The 16,870-nt window shown below is 48.1% G+C and carries 17 protein-coding genes; 14 read left to right on the top strand and 3 right to left on the bottom strand.

Annotated features, from left to right (window positions below; genetic code table 11):
- The first annotated feature begins 5 nt into the window (after nucleotides 1-5).
- Nucleotides 6-1,205, top strand: a complete 1,200-nt coding sequence (locus tag J9B83_RS07745; RefSeq protein ID WP_211536181.1) for an OmpA family protein — start codon at nucleotides 6-8, stop codon at nucleotides 1,203-1,205.
- Nucleotides 1,206-1,270: 65 nt separating this feature from the next.
- Here J9B83_RS07745 and J9B83_RS07740 read toward each other — a convergent pair whose 3' ends face one another.
- Together J9B83_RS07740 and J9B83_RS07735 are read right to left on the bottom strand one after the other, a co-directional pair.
- Nucleotides 1,271-2,497 carry a TIGR03862 family flavoprotein gene (locus J9B83_RS07740; protein WP_236037190.1) on the bottom strand — a complete coding sequence of 409 codons (1,227 nt, stop codon included), beginning with the start codon at nucleotides 2,495-2,497 and terminating at the stop codon, nucleotides 1,271-1,273.
- A gap of 119 nt (nucleotides 2,498-2,616) precedes the next feature.
- Nucleotides 2,617-3,198: a DUF502 domain-containing protein gene (locus J9B83_RS07735; RefSeq protein ID WP_211536179.1), complete on the bottom strand. Its 582-nt coding sequence runs from the start codon at nucleotides 3,196-3,198 to the stop codon at nucleotides 2,617-2,619.
- Nucleotides 3,199-3,365: 167 nt separating this feature from the next.
- Between J9B83_RS07735 and J9B83_RS07730 the strand changes: the two genes are divergently transcribed.
- The 11 genes from J9B83_RS07730 to J9B83_RS07680 all read left to right on the top strand — a co-directional run bounded on the left by J9B83_RS07730 (nucleotide 3,366) and on the right by J9B83_RS07680 (nucleotide 14,270).
- On the top strand, nucleotides 3,366-4,259 hold the full coding sequence (locus J9B83_RS07730; RefSeq protein WP_211536178.1) for a LysR family transcriptional regulator: 894 nt from the start codon (nucleotides 3,366-3,368) through the stop codon (nucleotides 4,257-4,259).
- Between the two features lie 116 nt (nucleotides 4,260-4,375).
- Nucleotides 4,376-5,176 carry a putative hydro-lyase gene (locus J9B83_RS07725; protein ID WP_211536177.1) on the top strand — a complete coding sequence of 267 codons (801 nt, stop codon included), beginning with the start codon at nucleotides 4,376-4,378 and terminating at the stop codon, nucleotides 5,174-5,176.
- 49 nt (nucleotides 5,177-5,225) lie between these two features.
- Nucleotides 5,226-6,188: a TRAP transporter substrate-binding protein gene (locus J9B83_RS07720; protein ID WP_211536176.1), complete on the top strand. Its 963-nt coding sequence runs from the start codon at nucleotides 5,226-5,228 to the stop codon at nucleotides 6,186-6,188.
- Between the two features lie 87 nt (nucleotides 6,189-6,275).
- Nucleotides 6,276-6,794: a TRAP transporter small permease gene (locus J9B83_RS07715; RefSeq protein WP_211536175.1), complete on the top strand. Its 519-nt coding sequence runs from the start codon at nucleotides 6,276-6,278 to the stop codon at nucleotides 6,792-6,794.
- Entirely contained in the window at nucleotides 6,794-8,101 is a 1,308-nt protein-coding gene (locus J9B83_RS07710) for a TRAP transporter large permease (RefSeq protein WP_211536174.1), read from the top strand. The genes J9B83_RS07715 and J9B83_RS07710 overlap by 1 nt, the downstream gene beginning before the upstream one ends.
- Nucleotides 8,102-8,121: 20 nt before the next feature.
- Entirely contained in the window at nucleotides 8,122-8,877 is a 756-nt protein-coding gene (locus J9B83_RS07705) for a 5-oxoprolinase subunit PxpA (RefSeq protein WP_211536173.1), read from the top strand.
- A gap of 3 nt (nucleotides 8,878-8,880) precedes the next feature.
- Nucleotides 8,881-9,600, top strand: coding sequence for a 5-oxoprolinase subunit PxpB (pxpB, locus tag J9B83_RS07700; protein ID WP_211536172.1), 720 nt, complete (start codon nucleotides 8,881-8,883; stop codon nucleotides 9,598-9,600).
- Complete coding sequence (locus J9B83_RS07695) at nucleotides 9,590-10,513, top strand: 5-oxoprolinase subunit C family protein (protein ID WP_211536171.1); 924 nt, start codon at nucleotides 9,590-9,592, stop codon at nucleotides 10,511-10,513. Before pxpB ends, J9B83_RS07695 begins: the two co-directional genes overlap by 11 nt.
- A gap of 236 nt (nucleotides 10,514-10,749) precedes the next feature.
- Entirely contained in the window at nucleotides 10,750-11,307 is a 558-nt protein-coding gene (gene ahpC / locus J9B83_RS07690; protein WP_211536170.1) for an alkyl hydroperoxide reductase subunit C, read from the top strand.
- 131 nt (nucleotides 11,308-11,438) lie between these two features.
- Nucleotides 11,439-12,986, top strand: coding sequence for an alkyl hydroperoxide reductase subunit F (gene ahpF / locus J9B83_RS07685; RefSeq protein ID WP_211536169.1), 1,548 nt, complete (start codon nucleotides 11,439-11,441; stop codon nucleotides 12,984-12,986).
- Between the two features lie 159 nt (nucleotides 12,987-13,145).
- Nucleotides 13,146-14,270 carry a hypothetical protein gene (locus J9B83_RS07680; protein WP_211536168.1) on the top strand — a complete coding sequence of 375 codons (1,125 nt, stop codon included), beginning with the start codon at nucleotides 13,146-13,148 and terminating at the stop codon, nucleotides 14,268-14,270.
- 128 nt (nucleotides 14,271-14,398) lie between these two features.
- Here J9B83_RS07680 and J9B83_RS07675 read toward each other — a convergent pair whose 3' ends face one another.
- The gene (locus J9B83_RS07675; RefSeq protein ID WP_211536167.1) at nucleotides 14,399-14,830 is read right to left on the bottom strand and encodes a DUF4174 domain-containing protein; all 432 of its coding nucleotides are present in this window, start codon (nucleotides 14,828-14,830) and stop codon (nucleotides 14,399-14,401) included.
- Between the two features lie 126 nt (nucleotides 14,831-14,956).
- On the opposite strand from J9B83_RS07675, the gene J9B83_RS07670 reads away from it, so the two are divergent.
- Both J9B83_RS07670 and J9B83_RS07665 read left to right on the top strand, forming a co-directional pair.
- Nucleotides 14,957-15,451, top strand: coding sequence for a fasciclin domain-containing protein (locus J9B83_RS07670; protein ID WP_211536166.1), 495 nt, complete (start codon nucleotides 14,957-14,959; stop codon nucleotides 15,449-15,451).
- A 460-nt stretch (nucleotides 15,452-15,911) separates the two neighbouring features.
- Nucleotides 15,912-16,841 carry an ABC transporter substrate-binding protein gene (locus J9B83_RS07665; RefSeq protein WP_211536165.1) on the top strand — a complete coding sequence of 310 codons (930 nt, stop codon included), beginning with the start codon at nucleotides 15,912-15,914 and terminating at the stop codon, nucleotides 16,839-16,841.
- Nucleotides 16,842-16,870: the final 29 nt, after the last annotated feature.

The raw sequence follows: 16,870 nt of genomic DNA, 5'->3' as shown, positions 1-16,870 counted from the left end.
ACCCTATGTCTTTTTTATTGAACAAACGCGCTCTTCTTACTGGCCTTATTGCAGCCTCTACTGTTGCTCAAGCGCAACCAGAAGAGGGCTTCACGGTTGCACCGAGCATTGGCTACTACAACATGGACAATAACCGCGGCGTGGATAACACAGAAGCGGCATCCCTTGGTCTTGGTTACCAGTTTGGTAATCCATGGGCAGTAGAGCTTGTTTATTTAAAGGCAGACAGTGAAGCATCATCAAACGGTAGCGATGTTGATGTTGATCAATTCCGCTTAGATACGCTTTACCACCTTGCAGAGCAAGGTAAGCTAGTACCTTATTTAGCGGCTGGTGTTGGTACAACTGACTTCAGCCCCGGTGCAAACAACACGCTTGTTAATGCGGGCGGCGGTTTGAAATATGCACTAAATGACATCGTTGATTTGCGCGCAGACTTCCGTCTTGTAAATGACATTGAAGACCATGAGCTAGATAATATTACAACGCTTGGTCTACATTTTGTATTTGGTAACAAATCCAAGGCAAACAGCGAGCCAATGATAGCCGTTGAAGAGCCGGTTAAAGTTGTATTCATAGACACCGACAAAGACGGCATTGAAGACAGCAAAGACCAATGCCTAAACACACCGGCAGGCGTATCGGTTGATATGAATGGTTGTGCTCTTGATGGCGATAAAGACGGTGTTGCCGATCACAAAGACCAGTGTTTGACCACTCCAGCTGGCGTATCGGTTGATATGAAAGGCTGTGCATTGGACGACGACAAAGATGGCATTGCCAATCATGTAGACGCATGTCCAGCGTCTGAAATGGGTGCAAAAGTAGACGAGACAGGTTGTTATGTTGCGTTAGAAGCCGCGAAAACAGTTTACCTAGACGTGCAATTCGCCAGCAACTCTGTTGCGATCGCACAAGAATACTACCCGAACATCCAAGAAGTAGCGCAATTCCTAAAAGAATATCCAGAAGCAACCGCTGTGATCGAAGGTCATACGGATGACACAGGTTCCGCTGCGTATAACCAAGCTTTGTCTCAAAAACGCGCCCAAGCCGTTGCCGACACATTAACCAAAGAGCTTGGTGTTGAAGCAAAACGTGTAACAGCGATAGGCTACGGCGAAGAAAAACCTATCTTTGCTAACGATACCGCTTCTAACCGCGAACAAAATCGTCGCGTTGTTGCCGTGATTTCGTCTAAATAAGACATCGTAATATAAACAGAATGCCCGATGGTTCGCATCATCGGGCATTTTTTTGTACTTGAAAACTATACACTTAGAAACTCGCATACTCCTTTACCCGCTAAACGCCCTGTGGCAAAGCACCCTGTCAACAAATAACCGCCTGTTGGGGCTTCCCAGTCGAGCATCTCTCCGGCGCAAAAAACACCAGGCAATGCCTTCAGCATCAAACGAGCATCGACACTGCTTTCGCATACGCCTCCTGCGGTGGAGATGACTTCATCAATAGGTTTGGTTTTGTAAAAACTCACCGGCACCGCTTTTAAACAGCCCGCTAAGGTTTCTGGTGTTTGGAACGCATTTTTATCAAACGCTTCATACAGCAAAGCGGATTTAACACCACCTATGCCCAGCGTGCGTTTTAGATACTTGCTAAATGACTCTTTGGGCTTGGTGTTTTGCAATTTTTTAATGACTTGCTCTTGGCTTTGTAGTGGCAAAAAATCCATCGTTAATGACGATTGCTGGTTGGCGTTAATTCCCTCTCGAAGGTACTTGGAAAATGCGTAAATTAAGCTACCTTCCATACCATCTTTGGTGACAATGCATTCGCCTTTTTTGGTCACCACTTGCCCGTTTTCGAGCACGAATGAAAACGCCACGTCTTTTAATGGGCTACCGGCAAACTTAGTTTGTAAGTGTTCACTCCAGTGGCTATAAAAACCGCAATTAGCGCTTTCTAACGGCGTAATAGACACGCCTTTTTCAGCTAATACTGGCAACCAGGCCCCATCAGAACCCAGCTTGGGCCAGCTAGCACCACCCATCGCCAACACAATGGCATCGCCGTGAGCGATGACTTGCTCACCAAGATGATCAAACTCGATGTCACTAGCCGATATTGCGGTCATTTTGTGACGCATATGAAATTGCACACCGGCTTCCCGTAACCGCTTTAACCAGTGCCTTAACAAAGGCGCGGCTTTCATGTCTTTCGGAAAAACTCGACCAGATGTACCGACAAAAGTCTCGACACCTAATTGATGAATCCAGTCGCACAAGGCGACAGAATCGAACTGGCCAACGGCACTGTCTAACCATTCCGCTTTATCATAATAACGCTGAATAAAATCAGGATAAGCTTCCGAATGCGTAATATTCATACCGCCCACGCCCGCCAGCAAAAACTTCCGACAAGCGCTCGGTTTTGCATCGTACACATGCACCTGATGCCCTGCGGCACAAACAGTTTCTGCCGCCATTAACCCAGCAGGACCTGCTCCTACTACTATTACTTTTTTTTGCTTTTGCATTGAGTCTTGCTTATCTATCGAGGTCATTTACATGCTTATTGGGAGAATTATTGGATAGTTTGATATTGCCCGCTGACTGGGAAGGTTCGCTTTTTAATCGGAAAAAAAGGCAAAACCAATCACTTTTCTTTCTGGCTCTGCACACCCGCTGTCAGAGCCAGTCGCATGGCTTCTTCCACGCCGATGTCGAGTTCGGTCAGTCGGTCTTTGGCGATGTATAGGGTAATGCCGCCAATCTGGTAACTCAGGGGAACGTAGACACCGACAAGGTTTTGCTCGCCAAAGAGGCGCTCCCCTGTCTGCTCGCCCGTGACAAAGCCGATGACTTGGGCGCCGTTCCATTCAATCGATACCACGCTTTTCATTTCTTTCTTTTCGGCGAGGTTAAACACCATCATCATGTCTTTGATCGCACCGTAAAGAGATTTCACTAGCGGAATGCGCTCAAACACGTTATGGCTCAATTTGACCAGGTAACGAATCCCATACAGATTCACTAGAAAGCCGGTCAGCACTAACCCACCTAAACTGGCAATGAGTCCCAACCCTGGGAAATATAAAGCGTCAGGAATCAACCACAGCAGCAACGGCTGTGCGATGGCTTCTCCGGTCGCCAGTAACCAAAAAATAAGGTACACAGTTAAACCAATAGGCAATACTGCAACCAATCCTTTTAACAACAGTGCAATCAGTTTGTTCATCGGGTTCTATCCTAAAAAAGTGGTCACAGCATACCGCAAGCTGGATTACGCGCCTATTATTCCATCCTTACTGACGAAAAGATTGCTCAAATATCACCGCCCTTATACCCTTTGGTTCCTTTCCTTGCGTTTTTACGCAATTTTTTGACTCAATGGAGCCCTACACAGTGAATTACAAACGCCTCGAAACTTTTGTTTGGGTCGCCTCTTTGGGCAATTTCCGCAAAGCGGCTGAACGGCTTCACACCACGCAACCCGCTATTTCAGCGCGTATTTCTGGTTTAGAAGACGAGTTAGGAGTGAAACTCTTTGAGCGCGAGGGCGGCTCTAGCCCGGTAACACTTACCTCAAAAGGTAAAGAGTTGCTGCCTTACATCGAAAAAATTCTCTATCAAACAGAGCAACTGCGCAAGCGCGCTGGCGTGTCGAATACCTATTCCGGTATTTTGCGGCTGGGGGTTTCTGAAACCATCGTGAACACCTGGTTGCCCGATTTTTTGAGTCGATTACACACCGACATGCCCCATCTCGATGTGGAAATGACCGTCGACATCACCACCAATTTAGCATTAGGCATAAAAGACAGAACATTGGATTTAGCCCTGTTAATGGGCCCCATTCCTGAACCTAAAATCGTCAACCGAGAGTTGTGTACATTTTCCCTGTCATGGGTGGCCAGCCCACGTTTGGGGTTGCCCGATCGCCTCTTATACCTCGAAGAATTGGCCAAATGGCCGATTATTACCTATGCTCGCGCTACCAGCCCTTATATTGAGATCAACCATAAATTTCGCGAACTAGACGGTCCACCAGCGCACTTTTTCGCCTCCACTTCGCTGGCCGCATGTCGCAGTTTGGCCATTGATGCGGTGGGCATTTCGACTCTACCTAACGTCATGATTCGCAAAGAATTAGCCGCTGGCACGCTGCAAAACATTCGCTCGGTGTGGACGCCCAGCCCGCTCACTTTTACCGCGTCTTACTCCGACGAACCTTTCAATCCACTGGCCGAAGTGGCGACGAACATTGCGGTGGCCGCGGCCAAAGCGTATACCGAATAATAAAACCTTGATAAATAAAATTGATCAAATAACCCAAAAAAACACGATTAGACTTTTCATACAGCCTCGCTCTACTCTTAGTGACACATATTGTGTCAACAATAAGGATAAATGTAATGAAGGCAGCACAGTCACCGCTCTTGCAACAAACCCATGGATTACGCCAAGCCATCCGTCGTAAAGCCCACACGGGCGTCACCAGCGGCTTGGCGCAAGGCGCCATGCAAGGCAATGTGGTGATTTTAACCGCGGATTGGGCCAGTGAGTTTTTGCTGTATTGCCAAAAAAATCCGGTGGCCTGCCCCTTGATCGGTGTGTCTGAAGTGGGCAATTTCACTATGCCAGAACTCGGCCATGACATCGACATGCGCCACGATGTGCCAGAATACTACGTGTATCACAATGGTGAGAAAGTAGAGAGCCGCAGCGACATCGAAGCATTATGGCAAGACGACATGGTGGCGTTTGTGTTGGGCTGTTCTTTCTCATTTGAACTTGCCCTGACGCAAGCCGGACTCACACCGCGCAATATAGAAGAAGACGTGAATGTGTCCATGTTTGAAACCAATATCGCCACCGTGCCCGCTGGGCGCTTCTTCGGCAACACCGTCGTCACCATGCGCCCTTATGTACCAAAAGACGCCATTCGCGCGATTCAAATCACCACGCGCTTTCCCAAAGCCCACGGCGCGCCCTTACATTTCGGCACGCCCGACGCCATTGGCATCCAAGATTTGAACAACCCAGACTATGGCGATGCAGTCACGATAAAAAACGGTGAAGTGCCGGTGTTTTGGGCCTGCGGCGTCACGCCTCAAGTGGCTATCCGTAACGCCAAGCCACCGATTTGCATCACCCATGCACCAGGCAAAATGCTCGTGACCGACCTACTCGATACCGATCTGTCGGTTATGTAACACACATAAAAACCACAACAACAAGATAACCATAAAAGAGGAATGAACCATGTTAAAAGTAACCAGCGCTATCCTAATTGGCGGACTTGCTTCCGGTGCCAGCTTTGCCGAAAAATGGCACATGCCCACCCCTTACGGTGACGGCAACTTGCAAACACAAATTGCCTATTCGTTTGCGCAAGAAATCAAAGACAATTCCAAAGGTGAACTAGAAATCAACGTGCATTCTGGCGGCTCTTTGGTTAAGCACACCGAAATTCCACGTTCTGTAAAAACCGGCCAGGTGCAAATGGGCGAAGTTTTCATGGGCATTTTGGGCAATGAAAACCCCATCTACAAGCACGATAATATTCCCTTTTTGGCCACGTCTTTTGAAGAAGCCAAGCAACTTTGGGAAGCGGCTAAACCAGACATTGCCAAAGCGCTCGACAAAGATGGCATGATTTTGTTGTACACAGTCGCTTGGCCAGCTCAGAGCCTTTACAGCAAAAACGCGGTGAACAGCTTGGCCGACCTTAAAGGTCAAAAAATGCGTGCCTATAGTCCTACCCAATCTCGCCTTGCGGATTTGATGGACACCACGCCGATGACCATTCAAACGCCAGACATTCCTCAAGCGTTCAGCACGGGCATCATCCAAGCCATGATCACCTCGCCGTCTACCGGCGTAGACAGCCAAGCGTGGGATTATGTAAATCACTACACCGACGTAAAAGCGTGGATTCCGAAAAACATCGTCGTGGTGAATAAACGCGCCTTCCGCCGTTTGGACAAAGACACTCAGACCATCATTCTGGACGCTGCAAAACACGCTGAAGCCGCGGGTTGGACTCAAATCGCCGAACGTGCCGCCAACGACAAAGCCACCTTGCTGGAAAACGGCATGATGGTGACAGACCCGTCTCCTACCTTGGTGGCTGAATTAAAAGCCATCGGCAAAACCATGACCGAAGAATGGAAAGCCGAAGCACCTAAAGACATTGGTGCCATCTTGTCTCGCTACGAAAACTAAGATCCGCAGCAACACATCTCAGCGAAGCTCTTCCCCTGTAAAAAATAGGGGGAAGAGCATGCCGTGATCTTCAAAAAAGTGAACACTATGAGCCTATTAAAAGAAAAAATGTACCAAGCATCGGGCATATTAGCCGGCTTGTGTATCGTCATTATTACCTTATTATTGCTGGCGCAGATCGTTGGCCGCATGGCGGGGTTCATTGTCCCTTCCGCGGAAGATTTCGCTGGTTACGCCCTCGCCGCGTCGACCTTTCTTGGCTTAGCCTATACTTTTCGCGAAGGGGGCCATATTCGTGTCACCTTGGTGATCGAGCGCTTTTCGCCTTTCCCAAGAAAAATCCAAGAAGCCGTGATACTGCTGCTTTCCTTTGCCTTGCTTTGTTACCTATCTTACGCCTGCAGTTACATGGTGTATGAATCTTACATCTACGAAGAAGTATCTTATGGCTATGTGCCCGTGCCTTTGTGGATTCCTCAAGTGCCAGTCGCTGTGGGTGTTATCGCACTCAATCTGGCCATTTTAGATGCCCTAATGATGGTGCTAAAAGGCAAACAGCCTACCTACAGTGAACAAGAAGACGCCTTGTCTTTGGAGGAAATCTAATGGATATGATGTGGGTGTCTATTATCCTCGCGATGACCATGCTGACCATGCTGGCACTGGGCGTGTGGGTGTCGTTTACACTGATCGCCATTGGCGGTTTGGGCTTAATTCTGTCTGAAAATTACCAAGTGGATTTGCTCTTTGCCACCTCCAGTTGGGGCGCCAGTACCGCCTGGTCTTTAACCGCGTTGCCGCTGTTTATTTGGATGGGCGAAGTGTTATTTCGAACCCGTTTATCCGAAGATTTATTCAAAGGTTTGTCCCCTTGGTTGGGTGGCGTGCCGGGCAAACTCTTGCACGTGAACATTTTAAGCTGTGGTATTTTTGCCGCGGTTTCCGGCTCGTCGGCCGCCACCGCCGCGACCATTGGTCGTATGACGCTGCCAGAACTGCGCAAACAAGGCTACAGCGACCGCATGGCGATCGGTACACTAGCCGGCTCCGGCACCTTGGGCTTGCTGATTCCACCGTCGATTATTTTGATCGTATACGGCGTGGCGGCAGAAGTGTCCATCGCTCGTCTATTCATTGCTGGCGCCTTGCCAGGCTTATTGTTGGTAAGCTTATTCATGGGCTTCACCATGATCTGGGGCCATCTACACAAAGACGAATTACCCAAAAGCACCGGACACGAAACCAGCTGGTCGGCGCGTATCAAGGGCTTGCGAAAACTCTTGCCTGTGGTCGGTCTTATCGGTTTTGTCTTAGGCTCCATTTATGGCGGCATTACCACGCCAACGGAAGCGGCGGCCATCGGTGTCACCGGTGCCTTGGTACTGGCGGCGTTAACCGGTTCCCTTAGCTATCACAGCTTTATGGACAGCTTACTCGGCGCGGTAAAAAGCTCGTGCATGATTGGTTTTATTTTGGTCGGTGCGCATTTTTTGACCTTGGCAATGGGCTTTTTAGGCATCCCAAAAGCGCTCGCGGTGTGGATCGCTGGCATGTCATTGTCGCCGATGGAATTGATCCTGTACCTCACGGTGTTGTTTGTCATCTTAGGCTGCTTCCTCGACGGTATTTCTGTGGTTGTACTGACCGTAGCGGTGATTTTACCCATGGTCGAAGCGGCCAACATTGACCTGCTGTGGTTTGGTATTTTCATTGTTCTCGTGGTGGAAATGTCGCAGATAACCCCGCCGGTGGGCTTCAATCTCTTTGTCATACAAGCGCTAACGGGAAAAAACATTCTGTATGTCGCCAAAGCCGCTTTACCGTTCTTTTTATTGATCGGCGTAGCGATTTTGCTCATCAGCGTGTTTCCTGAAATCGTCACCTATTTACCGACCACCATGTCACAAAACTAATTCAAGAAAAGGAATCAACAATGAAATTAAATTGCGATATGGGTGAAGCGTTCGGCGCGTGGAAAATGGGCCTAGACGATCAAATCATGCCGTTCGTCGACCAAGCCAACGTGGCTTGTGGCTTTCATGCCTCCGATCCGCTCACCATGGCGAAAACCGTGGCACTGGCAAAACAACATAATGTCACCATTGGCGCGCACCCGGCATACCCTGATTTGGTGGGCTTTGGCCGTCGCAATATGGACATCGCCCCCGCGGAGCTAAAAGCCATTATTCAATACCAAATTGGCGCGCTCAAAGGCATTTGTGAGAGTCAAAATACGCAAATCGACTATGTGAAACCCCACGGTGCTTTGTATAACACCATGATGGCGGATTTTTCCGTGCTCGACACCGTCATGCAGGCGGTCAGCGAACTCGACGCCACTCTCACTTTGATGGTGATGGCGGTGCCGGAAGCACCCGAGATCAAAGCCATGGCGAAGAAATACGGTCTGACAATTTGGTTTGAAGCCTTCTCCGACCGCTTGTACACAGACGAAGGCCGGCTCATGCCACGCAAGGAACCAAAAGCGGTGCACGCCAGTTTCGACCTGATCGAACAGCAAGTGGTGCAACTGTGCGAAACCGGCACCCTGACCACCGCCTCGGGCAAAACCCTAGCCATTCACGCCGACACCATTTGTGTGCATGGCGATGGTGCTCACGCGCTGGAAGCAGTGACGCAAATTCGCCAACTTGTCGATCGTTTAAACCACAACACAAATGTGACCTAAACCATGCAGCAGAGTGCTTTTTCTAACACCGACCTGCCCCGTATCGATATGGTCAGCAATCAGGCGTGTTTGCTGACCTTCGGCCAGATCATCAACGAAGCCACGTCGAATCACATTGCCCAAGTCACCTCACGGCTGAAAACACTCGACGGCATTGTCGATTTGGTGCCGTCTTACACCACTTTATTGGTGGTGTTTGACGACGATTGCTATGACCGATTCGCCATCATCAAGGCCATTCATCATGCCATTGCCTCCATCGATGCGAACGAGGCGGCGGTGGCAGACCAGCGCGAGGTGGTGATTCCTGTGTATTATCACCAAGAAGTCGGCCCAGACATCGACGACGTGGCTCGCCATTGTCAGCTCAACGCCGACGAGGTGATACAGCGTCATCACAGCACCCGGTACCGCGCCTACGCGATTGGCTTCACGCCGGGGTTTGCTTTTTTAGGCAACACGCCGGATGAACTGCATGTGCCGAGAAAATCCACGCCGCGCTTAAAAGTGCCGATTGGCAGCGTGGCCATTGCGGAAAATCAAACGGCGGTATACCCCAGCGTCACCCCCGGTGGCTGGCAAATCATTGGTCGTACACCAATCAATTTAATCGACTGGGGCAGTGAAAATCTCGCCCTCATCGCCATGGGCGACTCGGTTCGCTTCGAGCCGATTTCTCGGGACGAATTCTTAGTGTTAGGAGGTCAACTCGATGGCTTTTAAAGTAATCAAACCCGGCTTACTGGCACTGTTGCAAGATTTGGGTCGTCACGGTCATCAGTCCATCGGCCTCACCACCGGCGGCCCTATGGACGAAGTAGCGTTTCGTTGGGGCAACGCCTTGTTGGAAAACGCCCCAAACGCCGCCCAAGTGGAAATCACCTTCGGCATGTTGTCATTGGAAGCCCAATCCGACACTAGCATTACCATCACTGGCGCCGATTTAGGCGCCACGCTGAACGGCAAAAGCATCACGCCATGGCAAACCTACGCCATTAAAAAAAACGACGTGCTCGCGTTTCATCAACCAGTGTGGGGCTTACGGGCGTATCTTGCCGTCAAAGGCGGATTCTTATGCGAACCTACCTTGGGCAGCGTCGCCACTGTGATGCGTGAAAAGATCGGCGGTCTAACGGGCAAAGGCGATAAATTGCAAAAAGGCGACCTTCTGGCTTACCAGACCGGCGCGGTGCATCGACAAAAATCCGTGCCTCGATTGGCAATTCCCAATTACAGCGTGAAAGAAATCCCGGTGATTTTGGGTTATCAATATCAATGTTTCTCGTCGTTAGAGCGGGCGAACTTTTTCTCCAGCGACTATCAGGTGTCGTCTAACTCGGACCGCATGGGCTACCGCTTAGAAGGCCAAGCCATCAGCAGCGACACCAAGGGCATTATTTCGGAAGGCATTGCTTACGGTGCGGTTCAAATCCCCAAAGATGGTCAGCCGATTGTGTTGCTACGTGACCGACAAACCATCGGTGGCTACCCAAAAATGGGCTGTGTGACGCGGGTCGGCGGCGGTATTTTAGCCCAACAAAAACCAGGCGATATTATCCAATTCACACCTATTACCGTGGATCAAGCCGAGCGCGAACGCTATTTGCAAATGGCTCGCTTCGCCCAATGGCGCTAATTTTCTTTAGCGCCACTATATTGACATAAGCCATCTTTCCCCTTCTTAAGACATTACATCTGTCATGGTATTCCTATAGCATCTCGTTTGTGTCAAACAGGCGAGCGTCTCAATAGGGCTAGCAATAGCTTTTGGCAATGGAAAGTTTAGGAAATAACAATTTTCTAAATGAATACGCTTCCCCTATTATGACTCTCGTTGGTAACGCACACTTAAACACAACTAGGAGAAACACCATGATCAACACTCAAATCAAACCATTCAATGCAACGGCTTTTAAAAACGGCGAATTCGTAGATATTTCTGAAAAAGACGTGCTAGGCAAATGGTCAATCTTTTTCTTCTACCCAGCTGACTTCACCTTTGTTTGCCCAACAGAACTTGGCGATGTAGCAGACAACTATGCTGAGCTTCAGTCTCGTGGCGTTGAAGTATTCTCTGTTTCTACAGACACTCACTTCACTCACAAAGCATGGCACGCAAGCTCTGAAACCATCGGCAAAATCCAGTACTACATGGTAGGCGACCAGTCTGGCAACATCACTAACAACTTCGGTGTAATGCGCGAAGGTCAAGGTCTTGCTGACCGTGCTACTTTCTTGATCGATCCAGAAGGTACTATCCAAGCGATGGAAATCACCGCTGAAGGCATTGGCCGTGACGCGCAAGATCTTCTTCGCAAAGTGAAAGCAGCGCAATACGTTGCCGCTCACCCAGGTGAAGTTTGCCCAGCGAAATGGAAAGAAGGCGAAGAAACATTGACACCTTCTCTAGACCTAGTTGGCAAAATCTAAGCTGACTTTTCTGAGCCCTTTGACGGTTTAATGCAAAGGGCAACAGTAAAAGGGGGCAGGCCTCCTGCTCCTCTTTTGCTTTTACATTCTCATCACAGTACATCACTCAATCAGAATACGGGTTTTACATCATGTTAGAAGCAAACATCAAACAACAGCTGGGCACATACCTACAAAATATCGTTAATCCGATTGAAATTACTGTGTCCACCAACAAAACAGCAAAATCAGACGAACTACTCAGCTTGGCTCGTGAAATTACCGAGTTAAAAAGCGATAAAATTACTTTATCTGTAGACGACAGTGAGACAGGTCGCGCGCCACAAATGGCCATTGGCCCTGCTGGTCAGACGCCTCGTGTACGCTTTGCCGGTATTCCTATGGGTCACGAGTTTACTTCCCTCGTATTGGCCTTGTTGCAAGCCGGTGGTCACCCATCAAAAGCGGCTCAGGAACTGCAAGACCAGATCAAAACGCTGGACGCGAAATTGGATTTTGAGGTGTACATTTCCCTCTCATGCCACAACTGCCCAGACGTAGTGCAAGCGGTTAACTTAATGGCCGTGCTAAACCCTAACATTACTGCCACCATGATCGACGGCGCCTTGTTCCAAGACGAAGTAGAACAGCGTGAAATCATGGCGGTGCCATCCGTTTACCTAAACGGCGAGTTATTCGGCCAAGGCCGCATGACATTAGACGAAATCCTAAACAAGGTCGACACCGGTGCCGCCGACAAACAAGCGGCAAGCCTAGCAGAAAAAGACCCATACGATGTGTTGGTTATTGGTGGTGGCCCTGCAGGCGCCGCAGCGGCAATTTACTCCGCCCGTAAAGGCATTCGTACCGGTGTTGTAGCAGAGCGTTTTGGTGGCCAAGTAGCCGATACCATGGCGATTGAAAACTTCATTTCTGTCAAAGAGACCGATGGTCCAAAATTGGTCGCTGGCCTTGAGCAACACGTTTTAGACTACGATGTTGACGTGATGAAAACGCAAAAAGCGGTTCGCCTTGAGAAGAAAGAATTCGTTGAAATCGAACTGGAGAACGGCGCGATTCTAAAGAGTAAATCCGTTGTGTTAGCCACAGGCGCACGCTGGAGAGAAATGAACGTACCGGGCGAGCAAGAATACCGCAACAAAGGCGTCGCCTACTGCCCACACTGCGATGGCCCTATCTTCAAAGGCAAGAAAACCGCCGTCATTGGTGGCGGTAACTCAGGCATTGAAGCGGCGATTGATTTGGCGGGTATCGTGGAACACGTCACCGTATTGGAATTTGGCGACACGCTACGTGCCGACGCTGTTTTGGTGAAAAAAGCACAATCTTTGCCAAACGTGACCATCATTAAAAACGCCATGACCACGGAAGTATTGGGCGATGGTCAAAAAGTAATTGGGCTTAAATACACAGATCGCACCACAGATGAATCTCATCTTGTCGACGTAGCAGGTATTTTCGTACAAATTGGTTTGGTGCCGAACAGCGAATTCTTAAAAGACACCTTGCAGTTGACCAACCGCGGAGAAATAGTCATCAACGGCCACGGTGAAACCTCGTTGCCTGGTGTATTTGCAGCCGGCGACGTCACCACAGCGCCTTACAAACAGATCATCATCTCCATGGGATCCGGCGCAACGGCCGCCCTTGGTGCCTTTGATTACCTGATCCGCAACTAAGATCAGACCAGCGTTACATAGACCGCCTTCCGGCTAAGCTGGAAGGCGGTTTTTTTATCCAAAAATACCCCAAATGAGGGTAGGTTATACAAAACTCGGCAAACTATACTGTAAAACCATAAAGCGGTTTTTATTCATTAATTTGCCAAGGTGTCTGTTATGATTCGTCTATTCAGTATTTGCTTAACCATGCTCTTGTTGTCGGGTTGTGCCAGCCAAGCTTCAAAAGAATCATCTATTCATATTCACGGCATAGAAAATAATGATTTAGCGGTCATAGAGTACTATCAGGACAGCTCATACGTTACGAGCTCTAAGGTGGTCGAACCCAATTTCATTGATTACTCAAATGCAATGGAAGCCGCTATTTATAATAGGAACTTAGAAGCGGTAAGATATTTATCCAGCATTGACGCAGCCCATACAGTTTCTGTTCGTTTTTACGGAAAAAATCAATGGCAAAGAACGCCTATAAACATTCCCCCTGCCGAGCTTGCTTGCGGTATCGCAGAATTTGAAATAATGGCTTTTTTACTAGAGCGTTATCCAGACGAAAAGCCTAACTACACCAACTGCTTACACTACTTAGTTTCTTCTATTTCTTACTACCCAAGCGCCCATTTCTTTATACTAAAAAACCCTGCGCCGACCTTTCGTAACGGCAGCAACACAGCCATCGCTGCCCAAAAAATCCTAGATATGGGCGCTCAGATAAATACACTTCCTGAATATGGTTTACCTATGTACGACTCTATTCTGAGTTCAAACACCAACAATTTGCTCCTCGTTTTATTGAACAATGGTTTAGATGCCAGCGCTCCGTATCCTTGTCACCCATCTGGACAATGCGCTTACCTTACCGATCTAGCCGTATACCTTGACGAAGTACAGTCTTCTGAAAGAGCTAAGTTATTGGTTCAGTATGGTGCGGATATTAATTCTATGCATGATACGGCCACTATTGTCGGCGTTAACCCTGACGGCTCCTATATCACCAAAACAACAGGTATGTCTGCTTTGCATAACGCAGAGTTCTTCAATCGACAAGCGTTAACGGCGACTTTGTTGGAGCTAGGAGCAGACCCAACTCAAAAGAACACTGAAGGCTTAACCGCTGCAAACTACTCAGGAAAATTTACGGCAATTAGAGAACAACATGAGAAACAAATCGCCACAAACCAAAAAATAGCACAACAGAAAAAGCAAACAAATGAAGATGATGGTGGCTCAATTGGCGGCACCATTATAGACATAATAAGCGCCATTGGAGCCGGTGGTTTATAACGAAGTTAAATACAAACCAACGTTATTTTATCGTTTCACAGAACGCGCTTTTATTCATAGTGACAATTAATACTATACCGCCTTCCGGCTAAGCTGGAAGGCGGTTTTTTATTTCCGGCTCTCTATTGCTATTGTCGCTGCATCTCTTGTTGTTGCATTTCTTGTCGACGCATTGGCATGGCGTCAATGTCAGTGAAAATCGCTTCTAAATCGATCTGTTCAAGCCGTGATTTCACACCGCCATCTTTACCGATCAAGATTATTTTATGGCTGCCGATTCGATACTGCTGGCGCATTCGTGTAGAGAAATCCGTAGCAATTTCTCCCTTGTAGTTACTCTGCACCTTACCCTCGCCCAAAATGAACCAGAGAATATCTCGATCGCTTAATTCGTTTCTATAGGTGACCAACAGTCGCTGAATGTCTGTGGATTCCAGATGGTCAAACAAGACCACACGGTGCTCCCATTTGAAACCGCTAAGATCCGCCAAAGGTTCTGGCTCGCTGGCTTTTGTCGAAAAGCTTCCGATAAATGCTAATAAAAAGATGAAATATCGCATTATTTTCCCTCCTTAATAGATGACTATTCTTTGCACATATCAATACTAATTAGCGCAATCCAAGGACTCTTTTGTCCTCGTAACTAACAGGGTTACTTAATTGCATTCACTATAAAGGAAAACATCATGTTAAAAAAACTTGTTGCATTACCTCTTGTCATTGCTAGCTTTGCCTTCATGTCTGCGGCTCATGCAGATCACCACGGAATGAAAAAAGACATCGTTGACGTTGCGGTGGAAAACGGCTCCTTCACCACATTGGTTGCCGCTGTACAAGCAGGGGGCTTAGTCGACACATTGAAAAGCAAGGGGCCTTTTACGGTTTTTGCGCCAACCGATGATGCCTTCGCAAAGCTGCCTAAAGGCACGGTTGAAATGCTGCTTAAACCAGAAAACAAAGATCAGTTGGTGGCTGTACTCACTTATCATGTCGTACCAGGTAATGTGATGGCAGCAGATGCCATGAAAGTCGACAGCGCAACCACAGTACAAGGTCAGAACCTAGCGATTAACACCACCGATGGTAAAGTTATGATCAACGACGCCACCGTCGTGATGGCCGATGTGAAAGCCAGCAATGGTGTGATTCACGTCATCGACACCGTGTTATTGCCTAAGTAATAACATTACTCTTTTGTATTAAAACCGCCTTCGTGCTGAGCTCGAAGGCGGTTTTTTTTATGCCACCGTCTCCACCATATTCTCTTTTTATACAAACCGTTTCACGTAACTCAATGTTGCCATTACCATTTTTTTGTCAAGTCGAAACAATATTTCTTCCTTTATTGTGTTAGGGTATGCATCTGGCATGTGTAAATAAGAGCATTCGACTCAACAGAACTGGCCCATAGTTCTGGCCCTGCCTGCTGGCGTATTGAAAAATATCGCGTCCTTTCGGTGACCTAATCACCCTAGACTGGCTGTTAATTCGACAGTGAAGGTCTTTAATCTTTGCACAAATTACATTCTGATCTTTGTGCACATCATTTGATGTTTGAGCATTCTGCCGTCTATGGTACGAATAACATGCTTCATCTGCGTTTAGTCGTAATAATGCGCTAAATAACACCTGGAGATATTAATGAAATTCTTAAAGAAAATTGCAGCGACGGCTGCTGTCAGCTCACTGGCCTTAAGCGCGTCTTTGGCACAAGCTGATTCTAAAGAGCCGATTGTTATCCCAACCCATAACTGGACGAGCCAAATCACCATGGCTTATGTTATCGGCGGTATTTTTGAAAGTATTGGTAATAACGTTTCCTATGTCCCTGCGGACAGTCAAGCCGTGTACGAATCGGTTCGTACCGGTGATATCACCATTTCTCACGAAGTATGGCAGTCTACTTTTGGTAAGGCTTTTAATAACGCGTTAGACGCGGGTGGCATCATTGATGTGGGTACACACGCGGCGAAAACCCAAGAAGATTGGTGGTATCCCGCGTACGTGGGTGAGTTGTGCCCAGGCTTGCCTTCTTGGGAAGCCCTAAACAACTGCGCGGAATTGTTTGCCACCGCAGACAGTGGTGGCAAAGGCCGTTATCTAGACGGTCCAATGGATTGGCATGGTCAAGAAACGCTAGATCGTATTGAAGCGTTAGATATGAATTTTACAGCGAAATTTGCCGGCTCTTCTGGCGCTCTTTGGGCAGAACTAGAATCTGCGAAGAAAGAAAATCGCGCTGTGGTCGTGTTTAACTGGTCTCCTAACTTCACCGACGCCGGTGAAGGTGGTTACTTTGTTGAATTTCCCGCTTACACCGAAGGCTGTAAAATCAGCGACGGTGGTGATGGCAAGTGTGGTTCACCACCAGCAGGTTGGTTGAAAAAAGCCGCTTACTACCAAATGCCGAAAAAATGGCCTCAAGCTTACAAGGCGTTCAACAATATCTCATTCACCAAAACCGATATTGGCAACATGGCCGCTTTGGTTGATGTAGAGGGTTTAAGCCACGAAGAAGCCGCTGAACAATGGCTCGCAGAAAACGAGAATATTTGGAAGCCTTGGCTATAACGCAAGCTGACAGAAAAGTGAATGTACAG

It is taken from the genome of Marinomonas vulgaris, assembly GCF_018145875.1.
GTDB lineage: Bacteria > Pseudomonadota > Gammaproteobacteria > Pseudomonadales > Marinomonadaceae > Marinomonas > Marinomonas vulgaris.
The sequence above is the reverse complement of the archived record's forward strand: the minus strand, read 5'-3'. Positions and strand labels throughout refer to the sequence as shown.

Bases quoted from the DNA above. Each gene is read 5' to 3' on its own strand.
- J9B83_RS07675 (WP_211536167.1), bottom strand. From the start codon at position 14,830: ATGCGATATTTCATCTTTTTATTAGCATTTATCGGAAGCTTTTCGACA.
- J9B83_RS07735 (WP_211536179.1), bottom strand. From the start codon at position 3,198: ATGAACAAACTGATTGCACTGTTGTTAAAAGGATTGGTTGCAGTATTG.
- J9B83_RS07745 (WP_211536181.1), top strand. From the start codon at position 6: ATGTCTTTTTTATTGAACAAACGCGCTCTTCTTACTGGCCTTATTGCA.
- J9B83_RS07720 (WP_211536176.1), top strand. From the start codon at position 5,226: ATGTTAAAAGTAACCAGCGCTATCCTAATTGGCGGACTTGCTTCCGGT.
- ahpF (WP_211536169.1), top strand. From the start codon at position 11,439: ATGTTAGAAGCAAACATCAAACAACAGCTGGGCACATACCTACAAAAT.
- J9B83_RS07695 (WP_211536171.1), top strand. From the start codon at position 9,590: ATGGCTTTTAAAGTAATCAAACCCGGCTTACTGGCACTGTTGCAAGAT.
- J9B83_RS07705 (WP_211536173.1), top strand. From the start codon at position 8,122: ATGAAATTAAATTGCGATATGGGTGAAGCGTTCGGCGCGTGGAAAATG.
- J9B83_RS07680 (WP_211536168.1), top strand. From the start codon at position 13,146: ATGATTCGTCTATTCAGTATTTGCTTAACCATGCTCTTGTTGTCGGGT.
- ahpC (WP_211536170.1), top strand. From the start codon at position 10,750: ATGATCAACACTCAAATCAAACCATTCAATGCAACGGCTTTTAAAAAC.
- J9B83_RS07670 (WP_211536166.1), top strand. From the start codon at position 14,957: ATGTTAAAAAAACTTGTTGCATTACCTCTTGTCATTGCTAGCTTTGCC.
- pxpB (WP_211536172.1), top strand. From the start codon at position 8,881: ATGCAGCAGAGTGCTTTTTCTAACACCGACCTGCCCCGTATCGATATG.
- J9B83_RS07725 (WP_211536177.1), top strand. From the start codon at position 4,376: ATGAAGGCAGCACAGTCACCGCTCTTGCAACAAACCCATGGATTACGC.
- J9B83_RS07715 (WP_211536175.1), top strand. From the start codon at position 6,276: ATGAGCCTATTAAAAGAAAAAATGTACCAAGCATCGGGCATATTAGCC.
- J9B83_RS07740 (WP_236037190.1), bottom strand. From the start codon at position 2,497: ATGCAAAAGCAAAAAAAAGTAATAGTAGTAGGAGCAGGTCCTGCTGGG.
- J9B83_RS07665 (WP_211536165.1), top strand. From the start codon at position 15,912: ATGAAATTCTTAAAGAAAATTGCAGCGACGGCTGCTGTCAGCTCACTG.
- J9B83_RS07710 (WP_211536174.1), top strand. From the start codon at position 6,794: ATGGATATGATGTGGGTGTCTATTATCCTCGCGATGACCATGCTGACC.